Origin of the sequence: Paenibacillus silvae (assembly GCF_014639235.1) — a bacterium.
Lineage (GTDB): Bacteria > Bacillota > Bacilli > Paenibacillales > Paenibacillaceae > Paenibacillus > Paenibacillus silvae.
Genome location: NZ_BMFU01000001.1, coordinates 1,311,839 through 1,331,192, shown reverse-complemented (window position 1 = coordinate 1,331,192; position 19,354 = coordinate 1,311,839). Strand labels below are relative to the sequence as shown.

17 protein-coding genes are annotated in these 19,354 nt (G+C 48.9%); 14 read left to right on the top strand and 3 right to left on the bottom strand.

Annotation, left to right across the window (positions count from 1 at the left end; all coding sequences use genetic code 11):
• The first annotated feature begins 10 nt into the window (after positions 1-10).
• The 10 genes from dtd to IEW26_RS05920 all read left to right on the top strand — a co-directional run bounded on the left by dtd (position 11) and on the right by IEW26_RS05920 (position 12,758).
• Positions 11-460 (top strand): D-aminoacyl-tRNA deacylase, encoded by a 450-nt coding sequence (dtd, locus tag IEW26_RS05970; protein ID WP_188591610.1) that lies wholly within the window; start codon positions 11-13, stop codon positions 458-460.
• A gap of 102 nt (positions 461-562) precedes the next feature.
• Positions 563-730 (top strand): hypothetical protein, encoded by a 168-nt coding sequence (locus tag IEW26_RS05965; RefSeq protein WP_188591609.1) that lies wholly within the window; start codon positions 563-565, stop codon positions 728-730.
• 257 nt (positions 731-987) lie between these two features.
• Complete coding sequence (locus tag IEW26_RS05960; protein WP_145406691.1) at positions 988-1,494, top strand: type 1 glutamine amidotransferase domain-containing protein; 507 nt, start codon at positions 988-990, stop codon at positions 1,492-1,494.
• Between the two features lie 98 nt (positions 1,495-1,592).
• Positions 1,593-2,039 (top strand): hypothetical protein, encoded by a 447-nt coding sequence (locus tag IEW26_RS05955; protein WP_188591608.1) that lies wholly within the window; start codon positions 1,593-1,595, stop codon positions 2,037-2,039.
• Between the two features lie 956 nt (positions 2,040-2,995).
• Positions 2,996-4,249 (top strand): histidine--tRNA ligase, encoded by a 1,254-nt coding sequence (gene hisS / locus IEW26_RS05950; RefSeq protein WP_145406692.1) that lies wholly within the window; start codon positions 2,996-2,998, stop codon positions 4,247-4,249.
• Positions 4,250-4,330: 81 nt separating this feature from the next.
• Complete coding sequence (gene aspS, locus IEW26_RS05945) at positions 4,331-6,109, top strand: aspartate--tRNA ligase (RefSeq protein WP_111270154.1); 1,779 nt, start codon at positions 4,331-4,333, stop codon at positions 6,107-6,109.
• Between the two features lie 18 nt (positions 6,110-6,127).
• Positions 6,128-6,886: a tRNA threonylcarbamoyladenosine dehydratase gene (locus tag IEW26_RS05940; protein WP_188591607.1), complete on the top strand. Its 759-nt coding sequence runs from the start codon at positions 6,128-6,130 to the stop codon at positions 6,884-6,886.
• A 268-nt stretch (positions 6,887-7,154) separates the two neighbouring features.
• Positions 7,155-8,453 (top strand): NCS2 family permease, encoded by a 1,299-nt coding sequence (locus IEW26_RS05930; RefSeq protein WP_145406695.1) that lies wholly within the window; start codon positions 7,155-7,157, stop codon positions 8,451-8,453.
• 87 nt (positions 8,454-8,540) lie between these two features.
• Entirely contained in the window at positions 8,541-10,325 is a 1,785-nt protein-coding gene (locus IEW26_RS05925; RefSeq protein WP_188591605.1) for an ABC transporter ATP-binding protein, read from the top strand.
• A 246-nt stretch (positions 10,326-10,571) separates the two neighbouring features.
• Positions 10,572-12,758, top strand: a complete 2,187-nt coding sequence (locus IEW26_RS05920; RefSeq protein WP_188591604.1) for a HelD family protein — start codon at positions 10,572-10,574, stop codon at positions 12,756-12,758.
• A gap of 105 nt (positions 12,759-12,863) precedes the next feature.
• Here the strand turns inward: IEW26_RS05920 and IEW26_RS05915 are convergent, their stop codons facing one another.
• Together IEW26_RS05915 and IEW26_RS05910 are read right to left on the bottom strand one after the other, a co-directional pair.
• Complete coding sequence (locus IEW26_RS05915) at positions 12,864-13,772, bottom strand: DMT family transporter (RefSeq protein WP_188591603.1); 909 nt, start codon at positions 13,770-13,772, stop codon at positions 12,864-12,866.
• Positions 13,769-14,512, bottom strand: a complete 744-nt coding sequence (locus IEW26_RS05910; RefSeq protein WP_188591602.1) for an SDR family NAD(P)-dependent oxidoreductase — start codon at positions 14,510-14,512, stop codon at positions 13,769-13,771. The genes IEW26_RS05915 and IEW26_RS05910 overlap by 4 nt, the downstream gene beginning before the upstream one ends.
• A gap of 109 nt (positions 14,513-14,621) precedes the next feature.
• On the opposite strand from IEW26_RS05910, the gene IEW26_RS05905 reads away from it, so the two are divergent.
• The 4 genes from IEW26_RS05905 to crcB (IEW26_RS05890) all read left to right on the top strand — a co-directional run bounded on the left by IEW26_RS05905 (position 14,622) and on the right by crcB (IEW26_RS05890) (position 17,991).
• Positions 14,622-15,515, top strand: coding sequence for a LysR family transcriptional regulator (locus IEW26_RS05905; RefSeq protein ID WP_188591601.1), 894 nt, complete (start codon positions 14,622-14,624; stop codon positions 15,513-15,515).
• A 271-nt stretch (positions 15,516-15,786) separates the two neighbouring features.
• The gene (locus tag IEW26_RS05900; RefSeq protein WP_188591600.1) at positions 15,787-17,094 is read left to right on the top strand and encodes a replication-associated recombination protein A; all 1,308 of its coding nucleotides are present in this window, start codon (positions 15,787-15,789) and stop codon (positions 17,092-17,094) included.
• Positions 17,095-17,233: 139 nt separating this feature from the next.
• Positions 17,234-17,635, top strand: a complete 402-nt coding sequence (gene crcB, locus IEW26_RS05895) for a fluoride efflux transporter CrcB (RefSeq protein ID WP_145406077.1) — start codon at positions 17,234-17,236, stop codon at positions 17,633-17,635.
• Complete coding sequence (gene crcB, locus IEW26_RS05890) at positions 17,632-17,991, top strand: fluoride efflux transporter CrcB (protein ID WP_188591599.1); 360 nt, start codon at positions 17,632-17,634, stop codon at positions 17,989-17,991. Before crcB (IEW26_RS05895) ends, crcB (IEW26_RS05890) begins: the two co-directional genes overlap by 4 nt.
• 156 nt (positions 17,992-18,147) lie before the next feature.
• Here the strand turns inward: crcB (IEW26_RS05890) and mnmA are convergent, their stop codons facing one another.
• The gene (gene mnmA, locus IEW26_RS05885) at positions 18,148-19,272 is read right to left on the bottom strand and encodes a tRNA 2-thiouridine(34) synthase MnmA (RefSeq protein ID WP_188591598.1); all 1,125 of its coding nucleotides are present in this window, start codon (positions 19,270-19,272) and stop codon (positions 18,148-18,150) included.
• Between the last annotated feature and the right edge of the window lie 82 nt (positions 19,273-19,354).

Below are 19,354 nucleotides of genomic sequence, written 5' to 3'. Positions count from 1 at the left end.
AGTCTGTACGATGAGAGTGCTGGTACAACGCTGTAAAGAGGCTCAGGTTACGGTAGGGGATGAACTGACAGGCAGAATTGAATCCGGTTTGATGCTGCTTGTGGGCATTACACATGAGGATACCGAGAAAGATGCGATATATCTGGCAGACAAAATTAGCGGGCTTCGCATCTTTGAGGATGAGCAGGAGAAAATGAATCTCAGTTTGCTCGATGTAGGCGGGGCAGTTTTGTCTGTTTCGCAGTTCACGCTATACGGGGATTGCCGCAAGGGCAAACGCCCAAGCTTTGCTGCAGCAGCCCGTCCTGAAGCGGCTGAGCGCTTATATGAGACATTTAATCAACTGCTGCGGGACAAAGGGATTCATGTGGAGACCGGACGTTTCGGAGCGATGATGGACGTTACATTTACAAACTGGGGTCCGGTTACGCTGATGGTGGAAAGTCCTTTGCGGGACTGAACTTGCGCATAATTGCACAGTGAAGAGGCCATAATGAGAGATAAGTAAACGTTGGTATCCCATTAGTCGGTATCTTTGTTGACCAAAGGAGTTTCTCTTATTATGCGCCAATCTGCAAAAGTAACCAAGACACAGATCGAGCCACTGCTGATCCCTGGCAATCTTGCTGAGTCACTTCACCTTGCCCGCTCTGCGGCAGCTCATATGACCGCGATGTGGATGCTTCAAACCTCGGATAAAGACCGCAAGGAGTATCATCCACGACCATAAGGCATGCATTTAAACAAAACAGGTAATATCGAAGCCCCGATTGCTTGGCAATCCGGGGCTTTTTGCTGTGATCATTCAGGGCATCATCTTCCCGGATGCGAGCTGCAAACTCAATTGCAAATGTATTGAATGTATTGATTGTTATAAAAGCTGCTGCTTGGGGTAATAACAGAACGAGGCACAAAAGACGTGCCAAAGGATAAAAGCTTTTTCTCCTAGTTTTATCACATTCGAATACGGAAAGGAGACCATAGATCATGAGTAAAGTTGCTTTTTTGCTTGCGAATGAGTTTGAGGATTCAGAAATGAAGGTTCCGTACGATGAGGTGAAGAAGGCAGGACATGAGGTGCATATTATCGGATTAAAAGCCGGTGAAACACTTCAAGGCAAGGGAGGCAAAGCCTCCTACACAACGGACAAAGCGATCTCTGAGGTCCATGCGTCAGATTATGATGCTGTTGTTATTCCAGGTGGATCATCGCCGGAAAATCTGCGGACAGACGCAAACATCCTGAAGTTTGTTACAGAAATCAATGCAGCCAAGAAACCCATTGCTGCAATCTGCCACGGTCCGCAAATATTGGCCAGCGCAGATCTGCTAAAGGGACGAACCATTACATCCTATCCACCATTGAAGGATGACATGGTAAACGCAGGTGCCGAGTTCAAGGACCATGAAGCCGTTGTGGATGGAAATTACATTACATCCCGTACACCTGAGGATGAACCGGCATTTGTCCGCGAATTGATGAAAGTAATATAAGCAGCCCCAGAAGGTTAAATTCTTTAAATTTATGGCATTCTATTGATATATTTCTTTCCTCAAAGGAAAAATATTAATTTATAGTGGGAGGGTTTGACATGGCAAAACATATTCAGGCGTATTTTCGAACCGAAGATGAGGCAGAGGGTGCAAGAACTTCACTATTAACGTTCCATACCGAGCAGCTTGAGGTAGGTCAACTGGATGCTGCCATTGGCAGGGATACACGAGTTATGGTTCCACTGGTTCCTTATAATACGGCTGGTGGTGTAGGCACGAATGGTGCAATGGGCGTTGGAGCTGCTCCCGGGGTTCCAGCTAGTGAAAATGTAATTCCGGTTGTCACTGATGTCAATCGTGACGCTGAACGTGATCCTCGCAACAGAGTGAACGAAGACGGAGATATGCTGGATGCCGCAGAAGTAACTTCGGCCGATTATAATGACCTGCATTATGTTCTGTCTGCCAAAGTCAGGGATGAAGACTATGATGCAATCGTTCATAAGCTTCGCTCCAACCATGCCTATGTGGAAGAACTGGATTAACCTTTAATTACAATCCGGTCCTTACGTTACCCTGTCACTTATTGACGGGAAGGCGTAGGGGCCTTTTTGTTATACGCGACGACAATTCAGTACTCTGCAAATTTGCTGCTAATTAGCAAGGGATTGCGGAATAATCCGTAATTAAAGCGCTATCATTTTTGTAATATTCCTGTAATATTAGTAACACAAGCCTTTAACAAAGTGCGTTTATAATAACATACATGACCCCCTTTTTTTATATATCCTTTGGACCTGCACACCGTGTGCAGGTTATTTTTTTTCTATCTTGACATGTTAACCCTTGACTTTAGTACTGCGGTTCATTACAATCAGAAAATAATACGTTGACTATAGTCAACTAAAGTCGTTTTTTGAAACCTATGACTGATTTGATGACGGGACCAAGTACTCCGTGCCCACATGACCAGAGAGGAATCCCCAGGCTGTAAGGATTCTCTTGATGAGCGGACGAATGACTTCCCCGAGAACAGACGGCGAACAAAGCAGAGATATCTGCGGATCTTAGTAGCCGGCCTGCGCATGACGTGCGTTATACGTAGAGCGGAAGAACTGTTTGAACCGGGAGGCATTTTAAACCATCCTGACTCAGCAGACAACAACCTGAATGGCTTTGACTCAGGCTTCCGGAATGTGGGTGGTACCACGGGTGAATGTATATTACAATCTCTCGTCCCTTTGTTTGCTGATAGGAGCAAACAGGGCGAGGGATTTTTTTGTTATTCAAGTTGAGATATGAGATTTACACGAAGAACGGAGCAGACAGAAAAAACCTGGAAAAGCGAAGCGTTCGCCTTTATCACCGAATTTTAAACATTTCTAAAGTTAGATCAGAAAAATTTGGGGATAACAGCGATTGAAAGGTTGTTCTGTCTGCGTAGTGGGACTCGTGAAATATCTTAACGTTTACAGAGAAAATCAATGCTGGAGGGATACAGATGGCTTTTCAGAAACCAACAGGAACACAGGACCTGCTGCCCGGTGTAGTCGAGAAATGGCAGTACGTCGAAGAAAAAGCACGTGACCTGTGCCGTCGTTTTAATTACCGCGAGATTCGCACACCCATCTTCGAGCAGACTTCCTTGTTTGTGCGTGGAGTAGGTGAAACGACAGATATCGTAGAGAAAGAAATGTACACCTTTGATGATAAAGGTAATCGCAGTATGACACTTCGGCCGGAAGGCACGGCAGGCGTAGTCCGCGCTTATGTGGAGAACAAGCTGTACGGCGAGCCGGATGTGAGCAAACTGTATTACATTGGACCGATGTTCCGATATGAACGTCCGCAGGCAGGTCGCCAGCGTCAATTCCACCAGTTCGGCGTAGAGGCTCTGGGTGCGGTAGATCCGGCAATTGATGCCGAGGTCATTGCACTGGGGTACCAGCTTTGTGTGGAGCTTGGCCTGAAGGATGTCAAGGTGGAGATCAATTCGGTGGGTAATGCCAAGAGCCGTGCTGAATACCGCGAGACACTGCTTGGTTTCCTGAGACCGATGAAGGACAGCCTGTGCAAGGATTGCCAATCCCGTATGGAGCGTAATCCGCTGCGTGTACTGGATTGCAAGGTGGACCAGGATAAATTCGTTGGGGCGCCGTCCATTCTGGACAGTCTTGATGAAGAATCGCTCAGTCATTTTGCCAAGCTGCAGGCGTATCTGGATGATTTCGGAGTAGACTACGCGGTGAACAACCGTCTGGTGCGTGGGCTGGATTATTACACCCTGACCGCTTTTGAGCTTAAAGCACAAGGCATCGGGGCGATTGATACCGTCGGCGGCGGTGGAAGATACAACGGTCTTGTCGGTGATATTGGCGGGCCAGATCAGCCAGGCATCGGCTTTGGTATCGGACTGGAGCGCATCCAGCTGATTCTGGAGCACCAGAACATTGAAGTTACAACACTGGCTCCGCTGGATGTGTACTTTGTTGCTCTGGGTGAAGCTGCGGATCGTGAGGTTAATCGATTGCTGTTTAAATTGCGTCAATCGGGCTTATCTGGTGAACGTGACTATCTGGGCCGTAAAATGAAAGCTCAGATGAAATCGGCCGATCGTTTCAAAGCTCGCTACACAGCAATTCTTGGGGATGACGAGCTGGAGCGCGGCGAGATTGCATTGAAAGCGATGGATACAGGCGAACAGCAGACGGTGAAGCTGGATGATCTGGTCGCAGCGGTACGCGGAAACCAATAAATGTTGAATTAACCGGGACGTACAAGTAAGGTCTGAGCCTGCCTGAACAGAACGGAAATATATATAATGAGGAGTTTGATTATGAAAAGAAGTCATCATTGCGGCGCATTAACTAACGCACACATCGGTGAAACCGTAACATTGAACGGATGGGTACAGACCCGCCGTGACCTGGGGGGCGTACTTTTTATCGATCTGCGTGACCGCAGCGGCATTGTACAAGTCGTGTTTAACCCTGCTTATTCTGGTGAAGCACTGCAGATTGCAGATCGCGTACGCAGCGAGTATGTCATCGCCGTAACGGGTAAAGTTGTTAAACGTGATCCTGAGACAGTGAACAAAAACCTGCCAACAGGTGAGATCGAAGTTCAAATTACAGAAATCGAAGTGCTGAATGCAGCCAAAACTCCTCCGTTCTTCATTGAAGATGGAGTTGAGGTCGATGAGTCCCTGCGTTTGAAATATCGTTACCTGGACCTGCGTCGTCCGGAAATGTTTGAAACATTGAAGCTGCGCTCCAAAGCGTCCAAAGTATTCCGTGACTTCCTGGACGGAGAAGAGTTTGTTGAGGTAGAAACACCTATCCTTACAAAGAGCTCCCCGGAAGGTGCGCGTGATTATCTCGTACCAAGCCGTGTGCATGAAGGTGAATTTTTCGCCCTGCCACAGTCTCCGCAAATCTACAAACAATTGTTGATGGTCGGCGGACTTGAGCGTTACTACCAGATCGCTCGCTGCTTCCGTGACGAGGACCTGCGTGCAGACCGTCAGCCTGAGTTCACTCAAGTCGATATCGAGACGTCCTTCCTGCAACAGGATGACCTGCTGCCAATGATGGAACAATTGATGGCGAAATTGCTTCGTGAAACAAAAGGCATTGAGCTGGAATTGCCATTCCAACGGATTACGTATGCTGATGCCATGGGCAAATACGGTTCCGACAAGCCGGATCTGCGTTTTGGCATGGAACTGGTGGAAATGAACGATATCGTAGCAAACAGTGGTGTGAAAGTATTTGCTTCCGTCATCGAAAAAGGTGGAGAAGTGAAAGTGCTGAACGCCAAAGGCTGCGGCACATGGAGCCGTAAAGAGATCGATGATCTCGGACCATTTGCTGCCCGTTACGGTGCCAAAGGTCTGGCTTGGATTCAAGTGAAAGACGGCGAATTCAAAGGGCCAATCGTGAAGTTCTTTACACCGGAAGAGATTGAAGCTGTAAAAGAACGTACTGGCGCTGAAGAAGGCGATCTGCTGCTCTTCTCCGCTGACAATAAAAAAGTGGTTGCTGATGTTCTCGGTGCCCTGCGTCTGAAAATTGGACGTCAACTTGGTCTGATCGATGACAGCAAATTCAAGTTTGCCTGGGTTGTGGACTTCCCGCTGCTCGGCTATGATGAAGAAGCGAAACGTTATGTGGCAGAACACCATCCGTTCACACGTCCAAAAGACGAAGATGTACATTTGTTCGACACTGATCCGGGTGCAATCCGTGCTCAAGCCTATGACCTTGTGCTGAATGGCTATGAAGTCGGCGGCGGTTCGATGCGTATCTACAAACGTGATGTACAGGAGAAGATGTTCGCTGCGCTCGGACTTACACCAGAAGTAGCCAACGACAAATTCGGTTATCTGCTCGAAGCATTCGAATATGGTACACCACCACATGGCGGTATTGCCTTTGGTCTTGACCGTCTCGTGATGCTGCTGGCAGGGCGCACAAATCTGCGTGAAACGATTGCCTTCCCGAAAACGGCAAGTGCAACGGATCTTCTGATGAATGCACCTTCCGAAGTGGATGGATCACAGCTGGAACAACTTCACATCCGTGTGGCACGTAAACCAGTCGCGGAAAAGAAATAAAGGAGGCATCGATTCTCAATGCTCCATCAATTTTCAAGAACAGAGCTTGCAATCGGACCTGAGGGTCTGGATGCGCTCAAAAATAGTACGGTAGCTGTACTCGGTATCGGCGGTGTGGGCGGTATTGCTGTAGAAGCACTTGCCCGCAGCGGTGTTGGCCGAATCATCCTCATTGACAAAGACGTGGTGGATATCACCAACATCAATCGTCAGATTCATGCACTTACCACCACGGTAGGTCAGAAAAAAGCCGACCTGATGGTAGAACGCGTGAAACTGATCAATCCGGAATGTGACGCGATTGCGCTGAACATGTTTTATACCGAGGAAACGTATGAGGAACTGTTCAAGTACGAGCTGGACTATGTGCTTGATGCTTCTGACACAATTATCTATAAAGTGCATCTCATCAAAGAGTGCCTGAAACGCAAAATTCCGGTCATCTCCAGCATGGGCGCTGCCAATAAAATGGACCCGACGAAGTTCCAGGTTGCGGATATTTCGAAAACGTCGATGGACCCTATTGCCCGTGTAGTACGCACCAAGCTGCGTAAAGACGGCATCAAAAAAGGCGTAAAGGTGGTTTTCTCCACCGAGGAGCCGCTCAAGCCGCGTGCAGACGTGACACAGAAAATTGTGCCTGAGAATGCGCCGGAGATTCGCAAAGCGAAGCAGCCACCTGCGAGTAACGCCTTTGTTCCACCGGTAGCCGGTCTGATTATGGTCAGTGTAGCTGTCAAAGACCTGCTTGCAAAAGCGGAGGAATCAGAGGCGTAAGATGAATCCTGCTCGTTGGCAGATCAGCTTCATTAAATGTTTGCCCATCCAGCGCGGGTGCCATGTGCACCTGCGCTATTTGGTGTTTTTCTACGGCATGTACTTCCCCGCGAAAACGGTGTATGATATGGTGTGGTGTGCTGCGCGATGATACATACATAATGAATTGTGGCATATAGGTTCAACTTAACTTTTTACACGAGAACGGAGTGGCAAGTGTAAACATTCTTTAGTTGAATTTATAAATAGAGAGAGGGGAACAGAACGAATGAAACACGGATGGATGTCCAGACAGCTGGGCATGACACCAGAAGATCAGTGGAAGAAGGAGATTGTGGCGGGGGCCATTTCCTATTTTGCTGTCGTTTATATTGTGATGGTTAATGCAACCATTCTTTCCGATGCCGGAATGCCGCTGCAGGCAGCGATGGTGGGCACACTGCTCACGTCCATTGCCGGATGTCTGCTGATGGCATTTGGCGGTAAATCACCGATTGTGGTGGTACCCGGCATGGGGATTAATGCGTTTTTCACATATACACTTGTGCACTCGATGAAGCTTACATGGCAGGAAGCGCTGGCTGTGGTGGCTGTTACGGGTGTGCTGTTTGCTATTGTTGCCTTTACTTCGTTATATAAAATAATCAGCGAGGCAATTCCTAAAAATCTGCAGCACGGCATTACCGTAGGGATTGGATTATTTCTGACCTTTATCGGACTGCAAAAGAGCGGCATTGTCATCGCCCACCAGACCACCTTTGTTGCGATCGGACATTTCAATGATCCGAATGTGATCACAGCCTGTGTAACCCTTGTGCTGGCCGTTATTTTATTCATACGCAATGTGCAGGGCGGTCTGCTCATCAGTATTTTAATCGGGACAGGGCTTGCCTACCTGCTTGGAGCAGTACATCCCGGTGAACCGGTATCGGCGCTGGATGCACTGCGTCAATACGGTGGCTTGTTCGGTCAACTGTCTCTGATGAAGCTGGCGGATATTGCGTTCTGGATTGCTGTATTTCTGCTGTTACTGATTGTTGTGTTTGAAAATATCGGACTGATTACCGCCCAGACCAACATGATTGATCGTCCGGCACGTTTCAAGGGTAGCCTGCGTGCGTTATCGATCAGCACGGTGCTGGCAGGCATCTTCGGCAGCAGTCCGCCAGTGGCGGCAGCCGAGACAACAGCAGGCATTGCTGCAGGCGGCCGTACAGGCTTGACTCCGCTTGTGACAGCTGTGCTGTTCGGAGCGACTTTTTTCTTCATTCCGCTGCTCGGTTATATTCCCGACAGTGCGATTGCACCTATTTTGATCATCATCGGCGGTTTGATGGTACAGGGTGTGAAGGATATGGATTTCAGTGATTTTACCGAAGCGTTTCCTGCGTTTCTGATTATGGTGATGATTCCTTTTACATACAGCATTGTCGATGGTATGGCGTTTGGATTTATCGCCTATCCTCTGGCTAAGCTGGCTGCAGGGAAAGGGAAAGAAGTGCCAGTGGTGATGTACGGCATCTCGATCCTGTTTCTGGCGAACTTTGTGCTGCATGGTGTTCTGTAAAACGAAGGTGAACTGATCAGGAGCAGGAGGAACGGATGATAGAAGAACGGGAGAAAGGGATAATAGAGAGAACGGGAGGAAGCGGGAATGGAAGAACAGCAGCAGTTGGAGTCTGATTCAAACGAGCCCAGAGTAGGGAAGAAAGGATTCAAGGATTTCGTCAAGCTCATCGCTTCCACGAATCCACCGAAACTGGTTCTAATTGTGGCTCTCATCCTGACATTGATTCAAACGACAGCAGGATTAATCGTTCCCTTGATGACCAAAGGTCTCATTGATGGGCTGACCACATCAGCGCTGAATAAAACGGTTATTTTTCTGTTGCTCGGGGCTTTTGTCATTCAAGCCATCGCTTCCGGTATCAGCATCTACATGTTGAATTATGCGGGTCAGCGCGTTGTAGCTACGCTTCGCACCAAGCTGTGGAACAAAGTGTTATCGCTGCGTATGCCTTATTTTGACCGCAACCGTACCGGGGACACGATGAGCCGGATTACGAATGATACAAGCCAGATTATGACGCTGATAGCGGATTACCTGGTTTCATTTGTTTCCAACATCGTTGCTGTCATCGGTGGTGTGGCGCTTCTATTTTATCTGGATTGGGTGATGTCACTCATCATTCTGAGCCTGGTGCCGTTGACCATGCTGATTCTCATGCCCGTGGGCCGGAAAATGTACAAAATCTCCAAAAAACAGCAGGATGAGATGGCCGGACTTACCTCCGTGTTGAGTCAGGTCATTAGTGAAATTAGACTGGTCAAAGCGTATGGAACCGAGAAGCAGGAAGCAGAGGCGGGAGATTCCCGCATTCGCAAAATGTTTGCGTTCGGGTTACAGGAAGCGCGTATTCTGGCGCTGATTGGTCCTTTGTTTACTTTTGTCATGACGGCTGTGTTGGTTGTCATCCTTGGTGTTGGGGGGATGCGTGTAGCTTCCGGCCTGCTGTCGCCAGGGGAATTGGTTGCATTCATTCTGCTGCTTTTCCAGGTCATTATGCCGATGGGACAGTTCACAACCTTATATTCACGTTTGCAAAAAGTAGTCGGTGCCACTGAGCGTATTCAAGCTATACTTGCGGATGACGTAGAACCGGATCACAGTACCAAGCAAGCTCCTCGCGGGAATGATACAATCATATTTCACAATGTACATTTCTCTTATGTTATAGGGGAAGAGGTGCTGCACGGTATAAACTTGACCGTTCCGACCCGGAAGGTGACAGCGATTGTTGGTCCGAGCGGCAGTGGCAAATCCACGCTTTTTTCGCTGGTGGAGCAGTTCTATCTGCCAGATTCGGGCTACATCTCCTATGGGGGAGAAGCGATCAGCGAGTATTCCCTCGCTTCCTGGCGTAACAAGATCGGGTATGTATCGCAAGAAAGTCCGCTGATGGCAGGCACGATCAAAGACAACATCACCTATGGTTTAGGCCGTGAGGTGACGATGGACGAGATCAGAAGAGCGGCAGAAATGGCATATTCAGCGGACTTTATTGACAAGCTGCCGCAAGGCTATGATACGGAAGTGGGCGAGCGCGGCATCAAGTTATCCGGCGGGCAGCGTCAGCGAATTGCTATTGCTCGTGCGCTGCTGCGCAGCCCGGACATTCTGATGCTGGATGAAGCGACCTCCAGCCTGGATAGCACCTCGGAGTACGAAGTGCAGCAGGCATTGTCCAATCTGATGGAAGGCAGAACGACCATTGTTATTGCACATCGATTATCTACGGTGGTGGACTCCGATCAGATTGTCGTGCTGGAGCACGGACATGTTACCGGGACAGGAACTCACACAGAGCTGATCAGCACGCATCCAGTCTATCGTGAACTGGCGCAGAAGCAGTTTGTGGCACAGGATGGAGAAAATTAGCATATGGATTGGACTGAGCCTGATTATTATAGATCTCAATAATAATCAAGCAGCAAGCTTCTCATCGAGAAACCGTTGATCTTTCGCTCGTGCATTCATTTTGCATAGGCGGGGACACGGTTTTTCTTGTTAAGTGATGTTACTGTAGCTTTTTCCCTTTTTATGTGATATAGTAGGTTTCCTTTTGCGTTGTCAGAGATTGGCGATGTAGAACAAAACATATATTTCTTAGGAGGTAACTGAAACATGAAAGACAGCTTTCAAAGTGCCTATCAAGAAGAAGAGTACAGGTTAGAGCAAACGATGGAAGAAGTGGATCGCCAGCTGGAACGGCTGCGGAATTTTCCGGTGTATACCGGCCACGACTTCACGGAACAAGTGCTGGAAGCCGGACGCGAAGAACGCCGTCAAGCCTTGTCCAAGAGTGCGCAGCAACCCTATTTCGGACGCTTGGATTTCGAAGAGCAGGGCAGCGGGGCACGAAAACCGCTATACATTGGCAAAATCGGTGTGGATCGCGAAGAGGTGGGAGAGCATCCGCTCGTCATCGATTGGCGGGCTCCGGTTGCAAGTTTGTTTTACTCCTTCACAGGAGGCGAGGCCTCCGCAACGTATGAAGCCCCGGAAGGCCTGATCGAAGGTCTGGTGTATTTGAAGCGAAATGTGGTGATTCGTCAGCGCATACTGGAACGGGTAGCAGATACATATAACCGTGACAGCGACCAGCCTGCGGTATCTGACGAATTCCTTGTATACCGCCTTGGCGAAAACAAGGATAACAAGCTACGGGATATCGTGTCCACGATTCAGGCCGAGCAGGATCAGATCATTCGGGCGGCGAGAAACACCGCGTTGATCATCCAGGGGGTTGCCGGATCAGGGAAAACCACGGTTGCCCTGCATCGTCTTGCTTTTTTGCTGTACCAGTATAAAGAGCAGGTATCGGCCGAGAAAATGGTTATTTTTGCACCCAACCATATGTTCCTCGATTACATCTCGGATGTACTGCCAGAGCTCGGTGTAGGTGATATTCAGCAGCGCACCTTTCCGGATTGGGCGATGAATCTGCTCGGACTGGATATGCCGCTTGAGGATACGTCAGAGACGCTGCATACGTGGTTTGAAACGCCTGCCGCACGACCTGAACTGAATGATGAGGTTCCGGGACGTTTCAAAGGTTCGATTCGTTTCATGGAACTTATTCGGGAATGGTTATCAGGGATGGAAGCAGAATCCGTGCCGGATGTTGATTTCAGTCCGTGGGAAGGCGCTGTGCTCAGCAAACAGGAGATCGAGAACTGGTTTGGCACGGAATACAAGCATTATCCACTAGCGAAGCGCAAAGAGCGGGTAATGGCACGTATTCATCGCTGGATTGAGATGGAATTGAAAAAGCCGATGTCTGAAACAGTGCGTAAAGAACGCAAGAAAAAAGCAGCGACTCGCGAGAAGGCATACGCTAAAAAATGGCCTGAGTACAATCCGCTGACGCTGTACAAACAGCTGTTCAAGACCGTGAAAGGCGGGGCTGTGCCTGCGACGCTGAGTGCATTGATTCCGAAAGCCGTGATGAAACAGACGGGAGCCGACCTGAAACAGGACGTCATCCGGGAAGAGGATCTGCCTGCACTCGTATATATTCATACACTGGTGAATGATATTGAAGGGTCACAGCGATTTGACCATGTTGTCATCGATGAGGCACAGGATTTTTCACCATTTCATGTGGCATTACTGGATCAGTTTGTGAAAGGGCATTCCTTTACCATTCTGGGCGATCTGTCTCAGGGCATTCATGAGTATCGCGGTGTGCACGCATGGGAAGAGATGAGTTCATTGTTTCCAGAGGAACAAAACGCCTATTTTGCTTTAACCCGAAGCTATCGTTCCACGATGGAAATCATCGATTATGCCAATACGATTCTGGAGCAGGGTGTGAAGAGTGGCATTACGGCCATCCCGGTGTTCCGGAGCGGTGATCCGGTGCGCACACTTGCTTATGGAAGCGAAGGACGGACACGCAGTCTGGAGCGTGCTCTGAAGATGCTGACGACCAAAGACTATCGCACGGTTTCTATTCTGACGAGAACATTGCATGAAGCTGAAGAGCTTCATCGGGAGCTGCAATCGGCGGGCTGGGAGTTGAATCTGATTGACGGTGGCAAAAAGCAGTATAGCGGCGGTCATTCCATTTTGCCAGTATATCTGTCCAAAGGTCTGGAATTCGATGCAGCCATTGTCGCTGATGTAGATCAGCAGCATTATATGCCGGGTGCCGGTGATGCCAAACTGCTTTACGTCGGCTGTACACGGGCGTTGCATGAGCTATGGTTATTCCATGATGGAAATATGCCTGAATATGCGGCGGCAACGCATAATCCCGAAGGAGAGCAGGTTACGATCCAGGGTTGGCCGGACGAAGATGCATCCTAGCATTAGGGGCTGCCACAGTTCGTATAATGTATAGATCAAAAGGCATGACGTGCAGGGATTTGTCCCGAACGCATGCCTTTTTTGCTTTTTTTAATATAAAAAGGATTACAACGATGACGGAGAGTGACGGTTTACCAAATAAATGCCGACCCCAATCAGTATACCTCCAGCCCAGACAAACCATTGAATGTGTTCCCCTAACATCAACCAGCTCGATAGTACGCCGAAAAACGGGGCGAGAAACAGATAGGAACTGGTTTGGGCAGGATCACTGTTCTGCAATAAATAAAACCAGAGAGAAAACTGCACGACGGAGCAGATCAGCGTCAGATAGAACAGAGACAGGATAGAAACGGCCGTAACTGTAAAATGAGGCTGCTCCACCCACAGACTCAGCAGAAGTAAAACGAGCCCTCCCGCGAGCATCTGATATGCCGTAAGCACAAATGTATCAAAATGTATGCCCCAACGTTTAATCAGCAGTGTGGATACAGCAAAGGATATTGCACCGCCCAAACCGATCCACGTTCCAGGGGTGAAGCTCATATGCAAGCCAAAAGTAAGTAAAATGCCAGCAAACCCCGCAATCACACCGATCCATTGGCTTAAGCGATAGGTGATGCCATACAGCAATGCACTGAAAACAATGACGATGAGTGGATTCGTAAACGTAATGATGGCTGATTCACTGGAGGAAATCCAGTTCATGCTGTAATAGGCACAGCCCATCACTCCGGCTGATTGAAACAGTCCGATAAGCATGATTTTAACCCATGCCTGCCACCTCCGCGGTAAAGGACGCTTGCGCAGCACCAGGGCCATCAAACCACCCGCCAGAATGTAGCGCAGTCCCATGAGAAGAAATGGTGGTGCATACGCCATACCTATTTTCCCCACAGGAAAAGAAGTTCCCATGATAAGTGTGGTTATGATAATCAATAGAGTATATTTTACCGGGTTGAGAAAAGAGGGTTCCCGGGCCGCTACGGTTGAATTGCGGTTTATGCTGCTCATAACGTTTGTCCGCCATCTACTGTAATGAGCTGTCCTGTCATCGATGGCTGCTCAAGGGCGGCACAGATCATATGGGCGATATCCTCGGGCGAAGCGATTCGCTTGAGCAGTAATTGTCCGCCGAGCTGATGCATTCGTTCCTCATTGCCGGCCCACCAGCGTGTTGCGACCGCTCCGGGAATGATCGCATTTACCCGAATATGAGGGGAGAGGGCGTGGGCCAGAGATAAAGTCAGGCCATGAACTGCTGCTTTGGATACAGCATACGGAAGTGATGAGCCCTTGCCAGTGCTGCCTGCAATGCTGCCCAGATTAACGATGGCCCCTCCACCAGCATGAATCATGCCTTCGGTTACAGCACGAGCGCAGTGAAACATGCCTTTCACATTCACATCAAGGAGCTCGTTCCAAACCTCATCCGTCACCATTTCGAGGTCTTCTAAAGGGATATGATAGGTCATTCCGGCGCTGTTCACCAGATCCGTAACGGGTCCAACCGTTTCAGCGATCTCCCTAACCATTCGGCGTACTTCTTTGTCCCTTGCAACATTGGCTTGAATAGCTAAGGCTTGTCCACCTTGATTATGGATGTGCTGTACTGCTTCTTCTGCATCCAGCTTGGAGCGAGAATAATTCAGGACAACCGTTGCTCCTCTTTCCGCAAGCATTATAGCGACAGCCCGGCCAATGCCTGTACCTCCCCCTGTAATCAAAACGATTCGATCTGTCCAGTATGACATGTTGAACACTCCTTTCTGAATTCATTGTAGTGTGCTTTGTGTATGGAGTATAATGATTACTAATGAACTGGACATCATTTTGAATGATGTCAGAGTGGAGGGATGATGGATGGAGAGCGGAGACCTGCGAATATTTCAATGTGTGGCACAAGAAGGTAATCTGACCCGGGCTGCTGCCAAGATGGGGTATGTGCAATCCAACGTTACGGCGCGCATCCGGCATCTGGAGTCTGAGGTAGGCACGCCATTGTTCATCCGCCACAATCGTGGAATGACCTTGTCACCAGCAGGCGAGACACTGCTCACCTATGCGGATAAAATTATCGGGCTTCTAAATGATGCTTCCAGAGCCCTTCAGGCTACCAATACACCTTCTGGTCCTTTGCAGATCGGTTCTATCCAGACAGCTGCTGCGGTAAGGTTGCCGCGTCTGCTGGCACAATATTATAGCCAGTACCCTGACGTTTCACTGGCACTGGCGACGGGTCATTCCCAGATGCTGATTGATCAGGTGATCGGATATGAATTGGAAGGAGCTTTTATCGGCTGCTCCTGTGACCATCCTGATATTAAATCTGTGGATGTATTTGATGAGGAGCTGTATGTTGTTTCTTCACGTCCTTTGCCCGAGGAGGAGCTGATACGGAAGCCGATATTGGTGTACAGTATGGGCTGCTCTTACCGTAAAATTCTGGAGGACTGGATGCTTCTGAGCGGTGTTCACCGCCCTGTCATTATGGAATTCGGGACACTGGAGGCCATTATAAGCGGCGTAGCTTCAGGCATGGGGATCTCCTTGCTGCCCGAAATTGTTATCCACCAACATCTTCAAAATGGCACGCTGCGCAAGCATGCTCTTCCTGAAGGAATGAATCGCATGATGACACGTTTTATTACACGCAAGGATGCGTTTGTCAGCAGCGCGCTTGGAGCGTTTATAGCCATGCTGCCTCAGAGATGTGATATGATAGTGAGTGGAGATTCATTGGTCGATAATAAATAAGTTGAACTAAAAATGTTTACACAATCCACTTCGATGACAGAACAACCTGGAGAGTAGCGGTTATCCCCAGATTTTTCCGATTCCCTTTTACAAAGGGGAAAATCCGGTGATAAAGGCGAAGCTTATGCTTACGATGTAGCTTTCTTGCAGAAAGCTTTTAGCTCCGCTTTTTCAGGTTTTTTCTGTCCTCTCCGTTCACGTGTAAATGAATAGTTCAACTTATATAGATGCAGCATTAAAATTGGCAATCCGTTAAGGAAGTGAACTATACATGGATTTATTTTCGTTTCAACAGGATACACAGCCGCAGTCGAGACTGTTAGCCGATCGTATGCGGCCTGAGCATTTGGATGAATATATTGGTCAGGAGCATATTATTGGCCCTGGCAAACTGCTGCGCCGAGCCATTGAGGCCGATCAGATTTCATCCATTCTGCTGTATGGTCCGCCAGGCTGCGGCAAAACCACCCTTGCCCACATTATCTCTCAGCACACGCAGGGACAATTCGTTCGGTTGAATGCCGTGGATGCTTCGGTCAAGGATGTACGCGAAGTGATTGAGCAGGCGCAGACCAACAAACAGCTGTACGGAAGCAAGACAATACTATTTCTTGACGAGGTGCATCGCTTCAACAGTTCACGTCAAGACGCGCTCCTGCCAGCAGTGGAGAAGGGCACGATTATTTTTATCGGCGCAACGACGGAGAATCCTTTTCATTATGTAAACGGAGCCTTGATGAGTCGTTCCACTCTGTTTCAGCTGGAATCGCTGACCAAGGAGCACTCTATGGTGGCGATGCGCAGAGCATTAAGTAATGCGGATAAGGGGCTTGGCTTTATGGAGCTGCGAGCTGACGATGAAGCGCTGGAGCACATTGCAACGATGGCCAACGGCGATATTCGCCGTGCCTTGAACGCACTGGAGCTGGCTGCGCTCACTACACCGCCTGAGCCGGACGGAACGGTTCACATTACCCTTGCGGTTGCGGAAGAGTCCATTCGCCGTCCCATTGTCAAGGCAGATGAGTCTACACAGTATGACGTGCTGTCTGCTTTTCACAAAAGCATTCGCGGTTCGAGCGATGCAGCACTGTTCTGGTTTCTGTATGCGGTGGAGAGGCTGGGTATGGACCCGATGACGTTTATTCGCCGCCTGATTGCCGCGAGCAGTGAGGACATTGGACTGGCCAATCCGCAGGCGATGACACAGGCGATTGGTGCACTGGATGCTTACCGTAATAACGGCTGGCCTGAGGCCAAGCTGAATATTGCGCAAGCGATTCTGTTTGCAGTTGAAAGTCCGAAGTCCAATGCGGTGTACACTGCGATATCCAAAGCGATGAGTGCGATTGATGAGGTGAAATCGGCTGAAGTGCCCTTGCATCTGAGAGATACACATTATTCGGGAGCCACCAAGCTGGGGCATGAGGGATATCAATATCCGCATAACTATCCGGGTCATTATGTGAAGCAGGAGTATTTGCCAAAGCAGCTATCTCGCCGAGTATTTTATGAAGCGACAGAGCAGGGGAATGAGTCGAAGATCAGGCTGAATCAGCAGCGGCGCAGAGAGTTATAATCTCGCTTGCAGTTTCAAGCTAAAATTGCCAATCTGGATCATGTAAGTTCAATCAGGCAAATTCGGTCCGGTAGCTATTTCGATTATTAGAGGTTAACCAACGATTGATTCCAAAGCTTGATCCGGGAGATGTACACAGATGAGAGAGTTAGCATATATCGGGGCAGGCGGCTTTATAGGCACATTGACGAGATATGCCATTCAACTTGCGATACCTGCTGCCAATACGGGTTTTCCATGGGCAGTGCTGCTCATTAATGTGGCAGGCTGTCTGTTCCTGGGGTGGTTTTTTACCATCGCTATACCTGAAAAAATCACACCGAAGCTTCGCCTGGCCATCGGCACAGGATTTACTGGAGCGCTCACTACGTTCTCCACATTTACACTGGATATCGTTCGGTTATCCGAGGGTGGAGAATGGATTAAAGCTACGGCTTATCTTTTTCTTAGCATTGCGGCGGGACTTCTGCTCTGCACCCTTGGCATCAAGCTGGGAAATCATATGCTTGCATCTTCCAAACAAGAGGGGAATATCCGATGATCATATGGATTGGACTGGCCGGGGTGCTGGGAGCGCTGCTTCGTTACAGCCTGGGCAAGGTGATTTCAGGTAAACTCGGAACCGCATTCCCTTGGGGAACCTGGCTGATCAACGTTAGTGGTTCTCTGCTTCTGGGTCTGTTATATGGCAGTCATCAAGCAGGGAGGTTACCTGATGAAATGTGGGTTGTATGGGGCACGGGCTTCTGCGGAGCATACACCACCTTCTCTACCTTTGGTTATGAAACCTTAACGCTGATGGGACGGGAACGATACGGTAAAGCGTTGCTGTATGTGGCAAGCTCTGTTGTGCTGGGTGTATCAGGTTGTCTGGCAGGTGTCTCGCTCACTGCATAAAGAGTACATTTTAATTTTTTTGCAAAAAAAGCAGGAAAAAAGCCATCCTTCATGGTATTACATGAAAGACGGCTTTTTTTGTAGGATTACATGGGATTGACTCGCTCATGCTGTGCATAATGATAACAGTCAATCCGTCATAGTATGTCCGGCATGTTATTGCATGGCCAGAACGGGTACTTTCTGCACCTGATCAATGGTACCGCCGCCGAGACACACTTCGCCGTCATAGAAAACAACAGCTTGTCCTGGTGTGATCGCTTTTTGCTGCTGATCAAACTGCACATCCACACTGCCGTCCTCCTGCCAAGTCAATGTCACGCCTTGGTCTGGCTGACGATAACGGAATTTGGCTGTGCAGCGGAATGGAACGTTTGGTGTGTGCTCAGCACCTGCGATCCAGTTAACGCCTGTTGCTGTCAAGCCGGTGGAGTATAAGCTGGCATGAGCATCACCTTGCACCACGAGCAGTTGATTTTTCTCCAGGTCCTTGTCTGCGACAAACCAAGGCTCGCCGTTGCCGGAACCGCCAATGCCAAGTCCTTGACGTTGACCAAGGGTGTAGTACATCAGACCGTCGTGACGCCCTTTAACTTCACCAGTTACGATATCAACCATGTCTCCGCCTTTGGCTGGCAGATAGTTACTTAGAAACTCCTTGAAATTGCGTTCGCCGATGAAGCATACACCCGTGCTGTCTTTTTTCTTGGCTGTGTACAGACCGGCAGCTTCAGCAATTTTGCGTACTTCCGGTTTAGGCAGGTGACCAATCGGGAACATGGCTTTGGATAGCTGCTTTTGATTAAGAGCGTTCAGGAAGTAGGTCTGATCCTTGTTGTTGTCAACACCACGCAGCAGCTTGAAAGCGCCATCCTCTTCAATGAGGCGTGCATAGTGGCCTGTAGCTACATAATCTGCACCGAGATCCAGCGCTTTGTTCAGAAATTCACCGAACTTGATCTCACGATTACACATGACATCCGGATTCGGCGTACGACCTGACTTATATTCATCAAGGAAATAGGTAAATACTTTATCAAAGTATTCTTTCTCGAAGTTGACAGTGTAATATGGAATGCCGATCTGCTCGCAGACCCGGCGCACGTCCTCTGAATCCTCTTCAGCGGTACAGTGGCCGAACTCGTCCGTATCATCCCAGTTTTTCATGAAAATGCCGATGACATCGTAACCCTGCTCTTTGAGAAGCAATGCGGTTACAGATGAATCTACACCTCCGGACATGCCAACGACGACCCGTGTATTTTCATTTGCTTTGGACATCGTTATCACCATTTCTATATATAAATGTGTTTCGTTTCTATTCTAGCATAACCCGGCTCAACTTACGATACACCCGGCCAAT